The sequence below is a fragment of the Blautia sp. Marseille-P3201T genome (assembly GCF_900120295.1).
Lineage (GTDB): Bacteria > Bacillota > Clostridia > Lachnospirales > Lachnospiraceae > Blautia.
On the sequence record NZ_LT635468.1, the window covers coordinates 103,303 to 121,184 of the forward strand.

Genomic DNA, 17,882 nt, shown 5'->3' on the forward strand with positions numbered 1-17,882 from the left:
TCCTCTTTATTTATCTCTTTCCAGTTCTTTTAATGCTTTCATTTCTTCTTCTGTTAATTTGATTTTTTCCCGCTTCTGACGCGCTTTAAATTTAAGTTCTGATGCCTGATACTCTCTGATTTCTTTCTCATCATCTACATCTACAATCACCTTGACGTACTGACGAAGTACGTTAACACTTTGCACCTCACCTTTCAAACCTTCCGGTGTTGTCACCTTATCCCCCGGATTTGGAAGCTTACGGTTTAACTCCTCGTAAGTCTCTTCCTCATTTTTCAGACAGCACATCAGTCTTCCGCAAACGCCTGAAATCTTCGTAGGATTTAATGATAAATTCTGCTCCTTCGCCATTTTAATGGAAACCGGAACAAACTCTGACAGATAAGTATGGCAGCATAGCGGTCTGCCGCAAATGCCAATACCTCCTAAAATCTTTGTTTCATCTCTTACTCCAATCTGACGAAGTTCTATTCTTGTCTTAAAGATTGCTGCCAAATCCTTTACCAATTCACGGAAATCAATACGTCCGTCTGCTGTAAAGTAAAACAAAATTTTATTATTATCAAATGTATACTCTACATCAATCAGCTTCATTTCCAGATTGTGCTCTCTGATTTTCTTCAGGCAAATCTGGAATGCTTCCTTCTCTCTTTTTCTGTTAGACTCCTCCTTCTTATCATCCTGAGGAGTGGCAATGCGGATAACCTCTTTTAAAGGCTGTACCACTTTTTCATCCGGAACTTCTCTGGGCGGCAGCACAACACTTCCGTATTCTACACCTCTTGCAGTTTCTACAATAACATGCTCTCCTGCTTTTATCTCTAAGTCTTGCGGTGAAAAATAATAAATTTTCCCCACATTTCGAAATCTTACTCCAATTACCTTTGTCATAACTAGTTCTCCCTGATTGTAAGGAACAAAAGTTCCATGGTTAAATCAAAATTTACATTTGCCTGCAGACGAGCCTTCGCTGTTTCAATTGCCTGAATAATCTTTTCCAGCCCTTCATAAGAACTTCTGTCTGCACGGCTTTTAATATCATTATATTCTTGACGAAATACCAGACCGTCAATCTGTCTGGTAGCCTTAAACATCAGCACATCTCTAAACCATACCAGATACAAATCCAGATATTCATATATGGTATGTTTTTGCTCAGACAACAATTTAATGGCATCTACCATTTCGTAAACTTCCATGTCCTGACCTCGTTTCAGAATACGAAAGGCTGCATCCATCATCTCTGTAAAGTCCTCTGCAGTAGCGATCTGCTTTGCTTTTCCCACATTTCCCTGTGCAAAAGCGACACTGACCTCAGCCTGATAATCCGGTACATGAAGTTCCTCCATTAAATATTTCTTAATCACTTCATCTCTGACCGGCTTAAAATTCAATGTCACACATCTTGATGCAATAGTAGGAAGTAAAGTACTTCCGTTATTCACCAATAACAAAATAACTGCATAAGCCGGCGGCTCTTCTATAGTTTTTAGCAGAGCGTTCTGTGCCTGTACTGTCATTTTTTCTGCTTCATCTACAATATAAATTTTGTATGGTCCTGTGTATGGTTTAATGGAAACATCAGAAATCAACTGTTCTCTGATATCCTCAATTCCTATGGAATTCGGCTTCTCATGACTAATATAAATAATATCCGGATGATTCCGGTTCATTGCCTTTTTACAGGAACTACATTGCAGACATGGTTCATCCCCATGCTTCTCACACTGCAATGTCATAGCAAACAACTTTGCCAGAAGCTTTTTCCCGCTTCCCTTTTCCCCTGCAAAAATATAGGAATGGGAAACCTTATCCATTGCTGCTGCGTTTTTTAAATGTTTCACTACTTCTTCGTGTCCCAGTACTTTTTCTACTTCTTGCATTGCAATTCACCTCAATCCCTGCACTCTTAAGCCAACTTATTGACTTGGTTTGCAATTTATTTAAGTATTATATCACATAGTTTTTCCCTACTGCAACTTCTGTATATAGTTTTTAATTTCTTTTATACAATTTTCCAACTCCATATTGCAAAATCTTTTCGTAATGCCTGCTTCCTGTAGTTTTTCTTCTGAAAAATCCTGTGCATCTGCCAGAAATCTCCTGCACATTTCTTCATATTTCGGTGTTTTCTGCTGTTCTTCTCTGGCAATTGCTCTTTTTAAACGTTCCCCATCTTCAACTTCTATATAAACAGGGCAAATTCTACTCTCCCCATAATAGTTTTTCAGTTGAACATAGGACTCCAGTGTCCCAATTCCCAAATAGCTTTTCTCTGTATCTTTCATCTGTCCGTCATCTGCAGTAAAATATGTCCATGGCCCATACACAGTCTGATAGGTCCTTGCTTCTATTACTTTGCCTTCTTTCTCTAACTGGCAAAATCGTTCATCTGTAACAAAGTGATACTCTCTCCCCTGTATTTCTCCTTCTCGCATAGGTCTGGTCGTATATAAAATTAAATTTGAAAGTTTCAGCCCTTCATCTATGCGCAGGCGATTGTAAATCGTATCCTTTCCTGATGAACTTTTTCCCATAATATAAAAAATCTTTCCCATTTTTTCTATCTCCATTCCTGAGAATTTTTTAAAACGCGTATTTTTTTCTGACTATAATCCTTCAGTCCCTGAAAGTATATTCCTTGATTTTTCAAACGTTCCTCCTGTATCAGAAAATCTTCGGAAATTTCTTCTCCCGGTACCAGAAGTGGAATTCCGGGCGGGTACAAATATGCATACTCTGCAGATACTCTTCCCTGACTTTCCTCTAAGGGAACAGCTTCCCAGACTCCCTCTACTGCTTCCCAAATCGTACATTTCTGTTGTTTTTTTGCGGTACAACCACTATTAATGAAAATATAATTTTCCATTTTTTCTTTTTTATTTTGCAAGCTCTCATCTATTTCCAGCAATGCTTTTACCAGTCTGTCAAAACCTTCCCTGCTATCCATCACACTAGTCAATGCCAGCACATATTGTTCTGCCTCCATTTCCATTTCAAGATGGTATTTTTTCCTCAAAATTTCATGAAGCTGAGGACCATTTATATCAGCATTTACGGTAGAAATAATCATTTTAGAATAATCCAAATCAAAAATATCATTTTCCTCAATCAGTTCTTCCCCCACAAGATGAAGGACCTTCATCGTTTTCATTTTTTCCCTTGCCCACTTCAAATTTTCCTGAAACATTTCAAATTTTTGTTTTCCCTGTTCTTTCAAAAAACGCAGACAATAAGAAATCCCTCCCATCAAAATATAAGAAGGGCTGCTGGTTTCATATATACCAAGGAATTCTTCCAGCCTTTCACCAGATACCCTATTCCCTTTTTTATGAAGAAGCGCCGTCTGCGTCATGGCCGGCAATGTTTTATGTAAACTATGAATAACGATATCTGCCCCCAGATCTAAAGCAGATGTGGGAAAATACTCACCAAAAGCAAAGTGAGCACCATGTGCCTCATCCACAATCAACGGAATTCCATAAGAATGAACCATTTTCGCAATCTGTTCTATATCTGACACTACTCCATCATAACTGGGAGAAGTAATGATAACTGCTTCTATACCGGCATTCTCCTGCAATACCTTCTCCACATCATCTGGAGAAATCCTGCCGTTTAATCCACAAGCCGGCTCATAAGAAGGATAGATATATGACGTTTCCAAGCCTCGCAGATAAGCAGCATGATATACTGCTTTATGGCAGTTTCGCGCCATAAGAAGTTTACCTCCCCTGGAAGTGCAGGCAGATACTGCGGCTAAAATCCCGGCAGTGCTGCCATTAATTAAAAACCACGTTTTATCTGCATGATATAGCTCTGCCGCCATATCTTGATTTTCTTTTATAATTCCTTCAGCATGATGCAAATTATCAAAGTCTGTTATTTCCGTAATATCTACTGCGTAAGGATTACTTAAATATTCTGTATGCACCTGGCGCTTATGTCCCGGCATATGAAAAGGATAAAAATCCGTACGACTATATTGGTCTAACACCATATCAAGGTAATTCATATATTGATCTCCATATCCGTTCTGATTTTTGCAATACATAAACAAAGTATAGTAGCACATTTTCCCCCTGTCAAATCTACATTTCTGACATTTTTTAATTTTTCTATTGACATTTCTAAAGTATTATTGTATATATAGATTACAATATATAACGTTATATAACGATATTAACAATTTGAATTAAACAGGAGGATTTAAAATCATGAAAAAAGAAATTATCGCCCAAATCGATGCAGCAGTTCAGGCCGTAGCAAACAAAAATGTAAACCATTTTTACTTTGTAGCATGCGGTGGTTCCCAGGCTTTTATGATGCCAGCTCAGTTTATGTTTGATCGTGAAATTGAAATTCCAGCCAGTATCTACACTTCTAATGAATTCGTACATATGGAGCCAAAGGCTTTAAATGAAAATTCTGTTGTTATTACCTGTTCACATTCCGGCAACACACCTGAAACAGTAAAAGCAGCTGAAGTAGCAAGAGAAAAAGGAGCTGTTACTATCGCTCTTTCCCATTTGGTGGATTCTCCATTATGGAAAGCTGCTGAGTATCCTATTTTCTACGACTGGGGCAAAGAAGCCGATACATCAGATTTAAATAAAGCAGTCCTTTATTCTCTGATTTTTAAAATTTTAAACACAGTAAAACCTGATGAAAAATATGTAAAAGGGCTGGAAGCTTTAGATCACTTACAGGAAGCAACAGAAAAAGTAAAAGCTCAGTATGCTGACTTTGCAACAGAATGGGGAAAAAGCTATAAAAGAGAAAAACTTCTCTACACTATGGGAAGTGGCGCCTGCTACGGTGAATGCTATTCCTATGCAATCTGTCTTATGATGGAAATGCAGTGGATTAATGCAAGCTGTATCCATTCCGGCGAATATTTCCACGGACCTTTCGAAATCACAGATTTTGATGTACCATTCATTATTGTTAAAGGAACTGGTTCTACTCGTTATCTGGATGAAAGAGCTTACAACTTCTGTAAAAAATATTCTGACCGCATCGCTTTAATTGATGTCGAAGACTTTGACTGGTGTGGAATTGATCCATCTGTTCGTGAATACTATGCTCCACTCCTTGCAGGCGCTGTGTTACGTTCCATGGCTGATGCTATTGCTTATGAACGAGGACATGATTTAGGCGTACGCAGGTACATGTGGAGAATGGAATACTAATTAATTTGAAAAGGAGGGGTAGAAAATGAAATTCAAGAAAATAATTGCCCTGTCACTCACTACAATCTCTGTACTTTCTATGGCAGCATGTGGTGGCGGAAGTTCAGACAAAGAGTCTAAGGAAGCTAAGAAAGATGAAGATACCATTGAAATCAATTTTTTCCATCGCTGGCCTAATGATCCGAAAAACTCTATGTTTAAAGAATTAATTGCAAAATATGAAGAAGAAAATCCAAATGTAAAAATTAACATGGATTGTATCTTAAATGACCAGTATAAAGAAAAAATTCGTATGATTGTTTCTACAGATGAGGTACCTGATATCTTTTCATCCTGGTCAGGAAGCTTCGCCCAGGAAATGATTGATTCCGGAAATGTTATGGATTTAACCTCTGTATTTGAAGAAGACACTGCATGGGCTGACACAATTGCTGATGTTAGTAAAGGACCTTTTACCTTTGACGGAAAAATCATGGCTGTTCCCTGGTCTCAGGATGGAAAAGTTTTCTTCTATAACAAACGGATTTTCGAAGAAAATAATATTGAAATCCCAAAAACCTGGAATGAATTTATTGATGTCCTTGACAAACTCAAAGATGCCGGATATGAAACTCCAATCGTAGAAGGATTAAAAGATAATTGGGCCATTCTCCATTATTTAGGAACCATGAACCAGCGTATGGTTGACCCTGAGGTTCTGGCAAAAGACTATGATCCTGCTACAGGTGAATTTACAGATCCTGCATACATCGAAGTATTAAATAAATGGAAACAACTCACAGAATACATGGGTGAAACCTGTACTGCTATTGATCACGAAGCTGCACGTAACACTTATTTTGCTGCTGAAGAGTCACCAATTATGTATCTCCAGTTTGCTGAAATTTCTTTGATGAAAGATACTATTAATTTTGATTATGGTTTCTTTAATTTTCCTGCATTCGAAGAAGGAAAGGGCGATCCAAATGCTCTGACAGGTGCTCCGGAAGGATTTATGGTTTCTAATAAAGCCGAACATCCTGAAGAATGTATTAAGTTTCTGAAATGGCTGGTAAGTCCAGAAGGCGGAGCTGTACAGCTCTCCACTGTAGGCGGAGATTTAACCAGTGTAAATGGTGCTCTTACAGAAGAAAATGCTCTTCCTGAACAGCTTGAAGCATTAGACACTATTAATGCAGCCAGCCAGATGGCACCATGGTTTGATAATGCATGTAATGCCAGTATTTATACCGTATTCGGACAAGGCGCTTCCGCAATTGCTACTAATGATATGACCCCTGAAGAAGTTATGAAGGATGTACAGGCTGCTGCTGCTGAACTAAAAGGAAAATCCAATTAACCCAGGTCGTCCCATATATAGGAATTTTTGCAGACGGTCTTCTACGACCGTCTGTTCCTTTTACAACTATATTGAACAAGGAGGATTGTTATGGCAGGAAAGAAAAATAAACAGGCCTTTCTTTATATTCTTCCGTGCATTTTGATTTTAGGAATTTTTGTATATTATCCTTTAATCATGAACATGGTTTACAGTACACAGTCCTTTACTCTGTCTGCCACAACGAAAGAATTTGTAGGCTTAGCTAACTTTAGCAAACTCTTTTCGGACGAAATTATTCTTACATGTCTGAAAAATAATATATTATACGCTGTAATTTCTGTTATCATTCAGGTAGGCTTTGGTCTGGTTCTGGCTGCTGTTCTGGAAGATAAATTGTTTCAGAAATTTTCACCTTTCTTCAGAACCACTTTTTTTATCCCAACCTTGCTTTCCATGACTGTTGTATGTCTGTTATTTGAATTTATCTACAACCCTCAAATGGGACTTTTAAACAGCTTTCTGGAACTTATAGGGCTTGATAATTTAACCACAATATGGCTTGGAAAAAGTAAAATTGCCATGTTTGCTGTAATCGCTGTTTCTCAATGGCAAAGTACCGGCTATGTCACTATGCTGTTCATTGTTGCCATACAGAAAATTCCAAGAGATTTGTATGAAGCAGCTGAAATGGATGGTGCCGGAAAAATCCGCCAGTTTTTCAATATAACCGTTCCTCAGGTAAAGCAAATGCTCTTTGTTACGATGGTCATTACCGTTGTGGGTGCATTTACTGTATTTAACGAGCCTTATATTTTAACCGGAGGAGGTCCAGGAACTTCAACAATGACCCTCGCCTTACATATGTATCAAACAGGTGTTGTTAAAAACGATATGGGCTATGCATCTACCATTGCCATCTTAATCTTTGTCATAACTGCTGTGCTTTCCAGCATTCAGTTCTTTACTATTGGCGGAAAGGAGGAATAACACATGAAGAAAAAAGCAAAACTTCAACGATGGGGTATTGGAGAATATATCTGGTTCATCATTCTGGTTATCCTTGCTATTCTGATTATTTACCCTATGTTCTGGATTATCATGTCCTCCTTTAAAGATTACAATGGTATTTTTAAAGATGTCTGGGGACTGCCAAAAGAATGGTTATTTGAAAACTATAAGCTTGCCTGGGAAAAGGGAATTTCTAATTATTTTGTCAACTCCCTGATTGTCAGTGTGGGAACTATTATTGGTGTTGTATTGATTTCTACCTTTGCAGCTTTCGGCATCTGCCAGATGAAAAGCCGCTTTGCAAATTTATGTTTTCTGTTGATTATGGGTGGACTTCTTCTCTCCCCACAGGTTTGTTTACTGCCACTTTATATGCTTTTAAAAAATCTTGGATTGAAAGATACCTATTTTGCGTTAATTCTTCCCTATATCGCATTTAGACTTCCTGTCTCTGTCATGCTCATACGTTCCTTCTTTATCAGTATTCCAAAGGAACTGGAAGAGTCTGCTATTATTGACGGAGCTACTTTCTTTCAAATTTACAAGAAAATTTATCTGCCATTGTCAAAACCTATTATTTCAACAGTAATCATTATGACTGCTTATTATTCTTGGAATGAATTCATTTTTGCCACTATGTTTATAGATTCTTCTGAGAAGCAGACTATCCCTGTTGGACTTATGGTATTTTCCGATGGTCTGATGACGAACTGGGGAGTTGTTATGGCCGGTATGGTTATTGCCTGTCTCCCTATTGCTATTCTATTTATCTTTATGCAGAAAAGCTTTATCAGAGGAATGACTGCCGGCAGTATTAAAGGCTGATAGAAAAGGAGGATGAACATGAAATTAATTGCTGTAGGAGATAATGTAACAGATTGCTATGTAGATGACAACGTATACTATCCAGGAGGAAACGCTGTTAACGTAGTCGTAAACTGTAAAAGAGATGGTGCTGAAAAAACAGCTTATATCGGTATTTTCGGAAATGATGAGAATGCCGACTGGATACAAAAATGTCTCTCAAAAGAAGGAATTGATGTTTCCCGTTCCAGAAAAGTTTATGCACACTCTGCACAGCCCAAAGTTCTTTTAAAGGATGGAGACCGTGTATTTGCTGCCGGAAAGAGAGATAGCTGCCAACATCTTTTCAGTATTCATCTGGTATCAGAAGACTTGGATATCATCAAAAACTTTGATATCTGCCACACAAGCTGTTATTCCAATATGGAATATGAACTGGCTGCTCTTTCTCAGGTTTGCGATGTCAGCTTTGACTTCTCTGATAAACGTGATACGAAATATCTGGAAAGAGTTTGTCCTTATGTGACTTATGCATTCTTCTCTGGTTCTGATTTAAGCGAAGAAGAATGTCAGGATCTCTTAAAACTTGCCGCATCCAAAGGAGCAAAAATTTGCGGTGTGACAAGAGGGTCAAAAGGTTCTATATTTTACGATGGTGCGGATTTCTATACACAGGGAATTGTAAAAACAGAAGTCATCGACACCATGGGAGCCGGAGACAGCTTTATTGCTGGTTTCCTTACAAATTATGGGGATACAAAAAATATGAAAGAAGCGCTTTCTTTTGCAGCTGCAAAAGCAGCTGCCACATGCAGAATTCATGGTGGATTTGGATATCCACACCCGATGACAGAATGATAGAAAATATTCCAGATTATCACATTCATTCCTCTGTCTCCCCTGACTCTCATGAAAGTTACAGCAACATTCTAAGTACCGCCCAAGAAAACAACATTCCGGAATTAATGCTGACTGAACATTTTGAATTTTTTTCTGGTTCTTATAAGAGTCCAAAATTTCACGAAGAATATCTGGACAACTATTATGCTAAATATTGCCTTCTAAAACAATCAAACCCTACATCTGTGCATGTAGGGTTTGGCATTGAATTTGGCCAACCCCATCTTCAACCGGAAACAGCAAAAAAATTCTTAAAAAAATATCCTTTTGACTATGTTATTGGCTCCTGCCATAAAATTGACAACGTAGATTTATCAATGTATAATTATAAGACAATAAATATTGACCGGCTATGTAATACTTATTTTTCTAATCTTCTGGGAATAGTCGAAAATCATTTATGTGACTGTCTTGGACATCTTGATTTATTTAAGCGATACGCTGCCAGACAGGGAATTCACATAAATATCCCCTGTGAAAACGATTATTTACAGAAGGTATTAAAAACAGCGATTTCTCATGGAATTGGTATAGAAATTAACACATCCGGAGTACGTTATGGTATCGGCTGCATGCCGTCACTGGAGGTATTAAAACTCTATTCCAAGCTTCATGGTGAAATTATCACCTTAGGTTCAGATGCCCATCGGGCAACTGATTTGCAAAGAGATTTTGATATTGCACTGGACTGCCTGAAAGAAGCAGGTTTCTCTTATATTGCGCAATATCATAACAGAACCCCGAAAATGATAAAAATATAAGATAACTGGAGATTAAAAGTAAATATGTTAGAACAAAATATAATCAAGCCACTATACCAACAGCTTATGGATGCTATTATAGAAAACATCAAAAATGGCACTTATAAAGCCGGTGATAAACTTCCCACAGAAGCAGAACTGGAAGCCGCATATAATGTCAGCCGTATCACCGTCAGACGAGCTGTGAAAGAACTTTGTGACAAAAATATTTTGGTAAAAAAGCAAGGAAAAGGCACTTTTGTTCTGGACCCTTCCTTACGCATCAGGTTAAATGAAATCGGTGGTTTTCATGAAGCAATAGAAGAAAGAAACCAGAATGCATTTTCTGAACTACTTTCCCTTCAATTCAAAAAAACTTCTGATGAATTCAGCGAATACCTGAACATTCCTGATACTTCTGATATCATTGAAATTAAACGTGTTATGGGACATGATGATACAATGATCTTTATAGATACCTGCTATCTTCCTTCTGACCGTTATCCTGATATACAGAAATATCTGACCGGAAATTTTTCTGTATATAAAATTTTAAAAAATATATATCATGTAAAAATGGTAAATTCCGAGAAAGTAATCAAAGTACGAAAGGCAAAAAAAGACGAAGCAGCTTACCTTCATTGTGAAGAGGGAGATCCTGTATTTGACATATTTAAAATTGTATATGACGAGAATGATGTACCTGTTCATGTTTCCATCAGCATTTTAAACGGGGCAACTACTTCATATATGATATCTTCAAACAACAAAGAGCAATTAAAAATCAAAAATCCAATTAATAAAAAAACTCATATTCTGACACAATAAAATACAATTAAAATCTTAAGAGGCTGTTACATTAAGCAGAAGCTCGTAAAATGTATAAATATTCTCGATGTGTACTTAATGAAACAGCCTCAATATACTCATTTCTAACTTTACACTTTAAACCGATATCCTACCCCCCAAATTGTTTCAATGTACTGAGGTTTTGCTGTATTAAATTCAATCTTCTCACGAATTTTTTTAATATGCACTGTAACCGTTGCAATATCACCAATGGACTCCATTGCCCAAATTTCTTTAAACAGCTCGTCTTTCGTAAACACTCTGTTTGGATTTTGTGCCAAAAAGGTAAGAAGATCAAATTCTTTCGTGGTAAAATTCTTCTCCTCACCATTTACCCATACACGTCTCGCTGTCTTGTCAATTTTCAACCCACGGATTTCAATGATGTCATTTTCCTGAATTCCTGTTCCAATTAATCGTTCGTATCTGGCAAGATGCGCTTTTACCCTTGCTACCAGCTCGCTGGGACTAAACGGTTTTGTCATATAATCGTCTGCGCCTAAACCCAGACCTCTGATCTTATCAATATCATCTTTTTTAGCAGAAACCATAATAATCGGTGTATTTTTCTGATTGCGGATTTCTCTGCATATTTCAAAGCCATCTACTTCCGGAAGCATTAAATCTAAAATAAATAAATCATAATCCTCTTCTAAGGCTCTTTTTAATCCTACATCCCCTCTATTTTCAATTTCCACTTCAAAGCCGCTTAACTCCAGATAATCTTTCTCTAAATCCGCAATTGCTTCTTCATCTTCTACAATTAAAATCTTACTCATTTACCGGTACCTCCTGATATTTTCTTAGAACAAAATACATAACTGTTCCAATATTTTCTTTGCTTGTTGCCCAGACTTTACCTCCATGGTCTTCCATAATCTTTTTAACAATTGAAAGACCAATTCCGCTTCCTCCCTTGGAGGAATTTCTGGAAGCATCTGTTCTGTAAAATCTGTCAAATATATTAGGCAGATCTTTTGCTGCTATTCCCTTACCATTATCCTCAATTTCTACCTGAATAAAATCTCCTACATCCTTGACACGCAGATTAATCCGTTTTTGATTTCCTTCTCCTGTATATTTTAAGGAATTTCCTACAATATTATTTACAACACGCTTAATCTGCTCTGCATCTGCAATTACCATAACCTCAGGTTCTACATAATTAGAATAAGAAAATTCTACATTTTTTGCGCTTAGCTCTACATTTAAATCTTCTGCACAATCATCAAAGAACTCTGTCACAGAAATCTTGTTAAAGGTATACGGAATTTTGTTTGTATCCATTTTAGAATAAAATGTCAGCTCATTTATTAATCTATCCATTTCATTGGCTTTATTATAGATAGTTTTAATATAACGCTCCATTTTCTCCGGTGTATTGGCAACTCCATCCATAATTCCTTCAACATAACCTTTCACTGCCGTAATTGGTGTTTTCAGGTCATGAGAGATGTTGCTGATAAGTTCCTTACTCTCTCTGTCAAAAGCGACCTTCTCTTCTGCATTTTCCTTTAAACGGCATCGCATATCTTCAAAATCCTGACATAAATCTGCAATTTCACTGACACCTTCTGTAGAAACAGAAAAGTTTAAATCGCCTTCTTTAATTCTTCTGGTCGCAGTCCGAAGCCTGTCTAAAGGAGTAATCAGACCTCTGTAAATCCACCATGTCAGCCCTAGAGCTGTTGTCGCTAAAATTACAATTACCGTTACCAACATATTTTTGAAAAGTTCCTTTAGCTGAGGAAGGGTTTCAAAAATATTTGAAATAATAAAGGCATTTCCCTCTTTTACAGTATCTGTCTGAAAACTGACTTGCTTTACAAGAGCCTGAATTCTGCCTCCCATATAAACGCTGTCACTGCTGCCTGAATTAAAATTTTCATAATGTTCCAATCGTTTAACAACTTCTGCCGGATAAGTTTCGCATCCATAATAAGTCACTCTGTCGTTTTCCTTCACTAATAAATAGGAGTGCATTTCCTGGAGTTCTTTGTTCATCTCATCCAGATAAACAATATCTTCAAACTTATATGGTTCTTCCTCTGCAACTTTCTGCATAATCTCTGCCTGTTCATTAGTAAGATGATTTACAATCTCTGCCGTGTTAGAAAGACTTTTGTATGTGGGATCTTCTATACCATATTGTTCTTCTATAACGCCGAACTGATACTCTGAGAATGCCCAAAAAGCCAGCCCTGTAAAAAGTAACGGCTCTAAAACAATTATAAAAAAAGAAATAATAATTCTGGTTTTAAGTTTCATAATCACTGCCTCTCTGCCCGGTTTTTCTATATTGTACCACATTTTTTCTCTTTTTCCCCTAAACAATCTGGAATTAAATCTAAATTTTCTATAAAAAACCTTTGAAAATACTTTGACTTTCCTGAAAAGTCCACCTAAAATAAAGTTAGATATTATTTTACAAAATCCAAGGAGATATTATGTTTTTAGACAAAGGGAATATACTTTCCGATTTTAATCATTTATTTAATACAGAAGCCTCCTGTCAAATATCATTGTATTCCCATCCCGGTATGGGAAAAACCAGACTTATTCAGGAGCTTTCTAAGAGCAGAAAAACATTATATTTTAAAGCTTCTGCTTTATCTTTTGAAGACAACATCCGCATGCTGAAGACATTATGCATACGACAGCTTCATGACGAATTTCAGCAGGCAAAAAAACTGACGGATATTTTAAAATTACTGGCAAAATATTCTGTACAAGAACCTTTTCTTGTAGTTTTTGATGATTTTCCACATCTTGCAGCTGGAAATAGAAGGATTTCCACATCAATTTCCTCTTTTTTCAACCGCATAGGTACAGATGCAAACTTATTTTTAGTTTTATGTAAACCCGCTTCCGTTTACGAAAAGGAATGCGCCAAAGAGTCCCATACTTTCCTTTTAAGACCATTTCACTTTTTCGAAATGCGGGTATTGTATCCGGAAATGTCTGTAGAAGAACAAATTCTGCTGTACAGTATTACAGGAGGTGTTCCTGCCTACTTACAATATTTTAATTCTAAATTATCCATACAGGATAACATTTACCACCTTTTCTTTCAGGAAAATGGTGCGTTTTACCGTCTTGTCCCTGCCAGAACAAGAGAATACTACTCCGCATCTTCTGTTATGCGCTCTATTCTTCTTTCTATGGGTCAGGAAAATAAAAAACTACAGGAAATTTGCGACTATACCGGGCTTACTCCCAGTGCCGCAAGCAGTCTGCTTCTTTCTTTGTCCTCACACAATCTGGCAGAGAGAATGGTACCTGTAACAGAAGAACAAAGCAGTCGCCGCGCTGTTTATTTTATTTCAGACAGTGTTTTCCGTTTTTGGTATACATACGTCCTCCCTTACCAATCAGAAATCGAGGCAGGGCAAGGGGAAACTGTTTTTAATACACTTGTTCTTCCTTCGTTGGATGGTTATACAAAAAGTACCTTTGAAACTATCTGCAAAGAATTTCTGCTTCTGACAGACGAGATGAATAATGCGCCTTTCCCTATGAAAAACGTAGGAAAATGGTGGGGACAACATCCTACTAAAAAACGTACTGAATTCATTTCGATTGCAGCCTATGATAATAATAAAATTTTACTGGGTTCCTGTTTCTGGACAGATGAATGGATTGACATTGATGCACTTTACAACCTGCAAAAGCACGCCTCACTTTTTCCGGATATGGAAAAATGGTATTATCTGTTTTCTAAATCAGATTTTGTAAGCGGCTTTGAGGTCATATCCGGCAGTCACGTACACGTATTCAGCCTGGAACAGATGTGCAGTATTTCTGACAAGTTTTACTTTTCTTTTGCAAATTTATAATTGATTTTTGCATATTTCATGTTTGTTTTTGTTCATTTATGGCAATGCTATATTTAAGGAAAAAGGAGATTTGCCTTTATGGACGAGAAAAGGACAAGACAATTTCGTGAATTAGGACTGACTATATCTTATTATCGGAAATTAAAAGGATTAACACAAACTCAACTTGCAGAAAGTGTGGGCCTCAGCAGAACACATATCAGCAATATCGAAGCACCAAGAGTAAAAACTTCCATCTCTCTTGACAGTCTTTTTGATATTGCAGATGCACTGGAAGTGCCCATTCGTGATTTATTTGATTTTAAAGGTTAATACCTGATACTTATATAATACAAAACGGGAATATTCATACATTTAAGTTATCTATGTATAAATATTCCCATTTTTTATAGTGTATACTTGGTTCCACGCCCATTCCCAATAACTTTTGATTTCGTGTACCCTGCCACTTTTGCAATTTTCCCCTCATCATCTGTTACACTATAGTGCTTATATTGCCCCTCTTGAACAACCAGTCTAATTGTTTCATTTTTCGTTGTATTTTTATCCTACTGTCGTAATTAACGCTTCACATTCTCCGTTGATTTCATACTCACCGCTTCCCGCTGACATAAAGAAGCTGTCTCCCTTTCTGTAAGGGATAGTCTCTCCTCCACAGGAAATTATACCTTCGCCTTCCATAATTAAGATACTTGCAAAGGACTCTTCGCCTACAGAACCTTTCATGCTGCTCATAAGTTTTCCATCCATATTCAGACAGTCTACTGTGAAATAATCGCAGCTTGCAATATGAGGATAGCATGTATTTTTTCTGGAAATCGGAACACGATTGGTTACTTCCACTGCTTTGTCAATGTGTAACTCTCTCTTCTTTCCGTCTTTTCCCACACGGCCAAAGTCATATACTCTGTAAGTTACATTGGAGTTCTGCTGAATTTCCGCAATAACAATTCCTTTTCCGATTGCATGGATCGTTCCTGCTTCAATAAACAGCACATCACCTTTCTGTACCGGAACGGCATTTAAAACTTCCAGTAAAGTATCTGTTTTAATTCTTTCTTCAAATTCTTCTTTGCTGACTTCTTTTTTAAATCCATAGTACAGGAAAGCGCCTTCTTCGCAGTCCATAATGTACCACATTTCCGTCTTTCCGTACTGTCCTTCATTTTTCAGAGCGTATTCATTATCAGGATGCACCTGAATGGAAAGGTTGTCTTTTGCATCAATAAATTTAGCCAGAATAGGGAATTCTTCGAACTTCTGGCAGTTGCTTCCCAGTACTTTTTTGCCTTCCAAATCAATGTATTCCTGCAGCGTCTTGCCTGCATAAGAACCATTTGCAATATAAGAAGGTCCGTCTGGATGACAGGAGAGCTCCCAGCTCTCTGCCAGTACGTCACCGTCAAATTCTTTATTATATTTTTCTACCAGACGATGTCCGCCCCACAAATAATCTTTATAACTTGGACGTAATTTTAATAATGCCATTTCTTATTCCTCCTCTGCCAGCGCTCTGACTCCACACATTAATGTATTCATCTTCGCATCTGCATCTTCACTGTCTGTTCCTCTTACACCTACATAGAACTTAATCTTCGGCTCTGTCCCTGATGGACGTACGCAACACCATGCATCTCCTTCCAGTTCAAAATAAAGTACATTGGATTTTGGCAATCCAGTGCCTTTTTCTGCCCCTGTCTTCGGATTTTTCGCAATGCCCAGTTCATAGTCACGCAATTCCAGAACTTCATATCCACCCAGCTCTGTCGGAACTTCTTTACGGATTTTTTCCATAATGGCTGCAATCTGTTTTGCTCCGTTTTGACCTTTTAAAGTAATTGTGCATAAATCTTCTTTATAGAAACCGTAAGTTTCAAAAAGATTGTTCATCTGTTCACAAAGAGTAATACCTTTGTCCATATAATAAGCTGCTGCTTCACATAAAGCCATAACAGCTACAACAGCGTCTTTATCTCTGGCATGAGTGCCTTCCAGACAGCCGTAACTTTCTTCATATCCGAACAAAAATTCGTTGGAATGTTCCTGTTCAAAGAACTTAATCTGCTCACCGATATACTTAAATCCGGTAAGAGTTTCAATGAGTTTTACATTATAAGCTTCTGCAATTCTCTTTGCCATTTTTCCGGATACGATTGTAGTAACTACCGCTCCATTTTCAGGCAGAATACCCAGCTCTTTCTTCTGAGAAAGAAGGTATTCCAGAATAAGCATTCCGGACATATTTCCTGTAAAGCTCTTGTATTCTCCGTCTGCCGGATCTTTCGCATAAATACCTAAACGGTCAGCGTCCGGGTCAGTAGCCAGAATTAAATCTGCATCCTTCTCTTTTGCAAGTTCCAGGGCTAATGCAAATGCTTTCTTGTCTTCCGGATTTGGATAAGGAACTGTTGGGAAGTTTCCGTCAGGAAGTTCCTGTTCTTTTACCACATACACATTTTCAAATCCCAGCTCTTTTAAAATGCGGCGTACAGGAAGATTACCTGTTCCGTGTAAAGGAGTGTATACAATCTTAATCTTGTCTGCCTGACGTTTAATTGCTTCCGGACGCAGCACCAGTTTTTTCAGTGCTTCGATATAGCGGTCATCCATATCAGAACCGATAATCTCACAAAGTCCTGCTTCCATAGCTTCTTCACGGCTCATGGTTTTTACTTCATCATAAGACTCAATGGCATTTACTTCTGCAATAATGTCTTTGTCACGAGGCGCTGTAATCTGAGCGCCGTCTTCCCAGTATACTTTGTATCCGTTGTATTCTGCAGGGTTGTGACTTGCTGTAATTACCACGCCTGCTGTACAGCCCAGCTCTCTTAAAGCAAATGAAAGCATTGGTGTTGGGCGAAGTTCAGGGAAAATATATGCTTTGATACCGTTTGCAGCCATGCAAAGAGCTGTTTCCCATGCAAACTCTGTGGATTTGTTTCTGGAGTCGTAAGCAATGGCAATTCCCTTTTCCTGTGCATTTTCTTTCAGAATATAATTTGCCAGTCCCTGTGTTGCCTTTCTTACGGTGTAACGGTTCATTCTGTTTGTTCCTGCTCCGATAATACCACGAAGACCACCTGTTCCAAATTCCAGATTTTTATAAAATCTTTCTTCGATTTCTTCCTCATTGTCGGAAATACTTTTTAATTCCGCTTTTGTGTCCTCATCAAAGTAAGGGGATGTACACCAAAAATTATAGTTTTCTCTAATATCCATTTCTCTTTTC

At 37.6% G+C, this 17,882-nt stretch carries 17 protein-coding genes; 9 read left to right on the plus strand and 8 right to left on the minus strand.

What is annotated here, in order from left to right:
• Positions 1-6: 6 nt before the first annotated feature.
• From BQ7352_RS03520 to BQ7352_RS03535, 4 genes are all read right to left on the minus strand, one after another.
• On the minus strand, positions 7-891 hold the full coding sequence (locus BQ7352_RS03520) for a PSP1 domain-containing protein (protein ID WP_072447036.1): 885 nt from the start codon (positions 889-891) through the stop codon (positions 7-9).
• Positions 892-893: 2 nt separating this feature from the next.
• The gene (gene holB / locus BQ7352_RS03525) at positions 894-1,883 is read right to left on the minus strand and encodes a DNA polymerase III subunit delta' (protein WP_072447038.1); all 990 of its coding nucleotides are present in this window, start codon (positions 1,881-1,883) and stop codon (positions 894-896) included.
• Between the two features lie 87 nt (positions 1,884-1,970).
• Complete coding sequence (locus tag BQ7352_RS03530; RefSeq protein ID WP_072447039.1) at positions 1,971-2,558, minus strand: guanylate kinase; 588 nt, start codon at positions 2,556-2,558, stop codon at positions 1,971-1,973.
• Between the two features lie 5 nt (positions 2,559-2,563).
• Positions 2,564-4,015, minus strand: a complete 1,452-nt coding sequence (locus BQ7352_RS03535) for an aminotransferase class I/II-fold pyridoxal phosphate-dependent enzyme (RefSeq protein WP_072447478.1) — start codon at positions 4,013-4,015, stop codon at positions 2,564-2,566.
• 202 nt (positions 4,016-4,217) lie between these two features.
• Between BQ7352_RS03535 and BQ7352_RS03540 the strand changes: the two genes are divergently transcribed.
• The 7 genes from BQ7352_RS03540 (at position 4,218) to BQ7352_RS03570 (ending at position 10,793) form a co-directional block, all read left to right on the plus strand.
• Positions 4,218-5,192, plus strand: a complete 975-nt coding sequence (locus BQ7352_RS03540) for an SIS domain-containing protein (protein WP_072447041.1) — start codon at positions 4,218-4,220, stop codon at positions 5,190-5,192.
• A 25-nt stretch (positions 5,193-5,217) separates the two neighbouring features.
• Positions 5,218-6,531, plus strand: coding sequence for an ABC transporter substrate-binding protein (locus BQ7352_RS03545; protein WP_072447044.1), 1,314 nt, complete (start codon positions 5,218-5,220; stop codon positions 6,529-6,531).
• A 90-nt stretch (positions 6,532-6,621) separates the two neighbouring features.
• The gene (locus BQ7352_RS03550) at positions 6,622-7,500 is read left to right on the plus strand and encodes a carbohydrate ABC transporter permease (protein ID WP_072447046.1); all 879 of its coding nucleotides are present in this window, start codon (positions 6,622-6,624) and stop codon (positions 7,498-7,500) included.
• Positions 7,501-7,503: 3 nt separating this feature from the next.
• On the plus strand, positions 7,504-8,346 hold the full coding sequence (locus BQ7352_RS03555) for a carbohydrate ABC transporter permease (RefSeq protein ID WP_072447048.1): 843 nt from the start codon (positions 7,504-7,506) through the stop codon (positions 8,344-8,346).
• A gap of 18 nt (positions 8,347-8,364) precedes the next feature.
• Positions 8,365-9,183 carry a PfkB family carbohydrate kinase gene (locus BQ7352_RS03560; RefSeq protein ID WP_072447051.1) on the plus strand — a complete coding sequence of 273 codons (819 nt, stop codon included), beginning with the start codon at positions 8,365-8,367 and terminating at the stop codon, positions 9,181-9,183.
• Positions 9,135-9,986 (plus strand): histidinol-phosphatase HisJ family protein, encoded by an 852-nt coding sequence (locus BQ7352_RS03565; RefSeq protein WP_083429838.1) that lies wholly within the window; start codon positions 9,135-9,137, stop codon positions 9,984-9,986. Before BQ7352_RS03560 ends, BQ7352_RS03565 begins: the two co-directional genes overlap by 49 nt.
• Before the next feature lie 24 nt (positions 9,987-10,010).
• Positions 10,011-10,793: a GntR family transcriptional regulator gene (locus BQ7352_RS03570; RefSeq protein ID WP_072447053.1), complete on the plus strand. Its 783-nt coding sequence runs from the start codon at positions 10,011-10,013 to the stop codon at positions 10,791-10,793.
• 110 nt (positions 10,794-10,903) lie between these two features.
• On the opposite strand, the gene BQ7352_RS03575 is transcribed toward BQ7352_RS03570, so the two are convergent.
• Both BQ7352_RS03575 and BQ7352_RS03580 read right to left on the minus strand, forming a co-directional pair.
• Positions 10,904-11,593: a response regulator transcription factor gene (locus tag BQ7352_RS03575; RefSeq protein ID WP_003022191.1), complete on the minus strand. Its 690-nt coding sequence runs from the start codon at positions 11,591-11,593 to the stop codon at positions 10,904-10,906.
• Entirely contained in the window at positions 11,586-13,082 is a 1,497-nt protein-coding gene (locus BQ7352_RS03580; RefSeq protein WP_072447480.1) for a sensor histidine kinase, read from the minus strand. The genes BQ7352_RS03575 and BQ7352_RS03580 overlap by 8 nt, the downstream gene beginning before the upstream one ends.
• 179 nt (positions 13,083-13,261) lie before the next feature.
• Between BQ7352_RS03580 and BQ7352_RS03585 the strand changes: the two genes are divergently transcribed.
• Both BQ7352_RS03585 and BQ7352_RS03590 read left to right on the plus strand, forming a co-directional pair.
• Complete coding sequence (locus BQ7352_RS03585; RefSeq protein ID WP_072447054.1) at positions 13,262-14,650, plus strand: ATP-binding protein; 1,389 nt, start codon at positions 13,262-13,264, stop codon at positions 14,648-14,650.
• 78 nt (positions 14,651-14,728) lie between these two features.
• A complete protein-coding gene (locus BQ7352_RS03590; RefSeq protein WP_072447055.1) occupies positions 14,729-14,962 on the plus strand; it encodes a helix-turn-helix transcriptional regulator in 234 nt (77 codons plus the stop codon).
• A 231-nt stretch (positions 14,963-15,193) separates the two neighbouring features.
• On the opposite strand, the gene BQ7352_RS03595 is transcribed toward BQ7352_RS03590, so the two are convergent.
• Together BQ7352_RS03595 and BQ7352_RS03600 are read right to left on the minus strand one after the other, a co-directional pair.
• Positions 15,194-16,138: a type I phosphomannose isomerase catalytic subunit gene (locus BQ7352_RS03595; RefSeq protein ID WP_072447056.1), complete on the minus strand. Its 945-nt coding sequence runs from the start codon at positions 16,136-16,138 to the stop codon at positions 15,194-15,196.
• Positions 16,139-16,141: 3 nt separating this feature from the next.
• Entirely contained in the window at positions 16,142-17,872 is a 1,731-nt protein-coding gene (locus BQ7352_RS03600; RefSeq protein WP_072447057.1) for a phospho-sugar mutase, read from the minus strand.
• Positions 17,873-17,882: the final 10 nt, after the last annotated feature.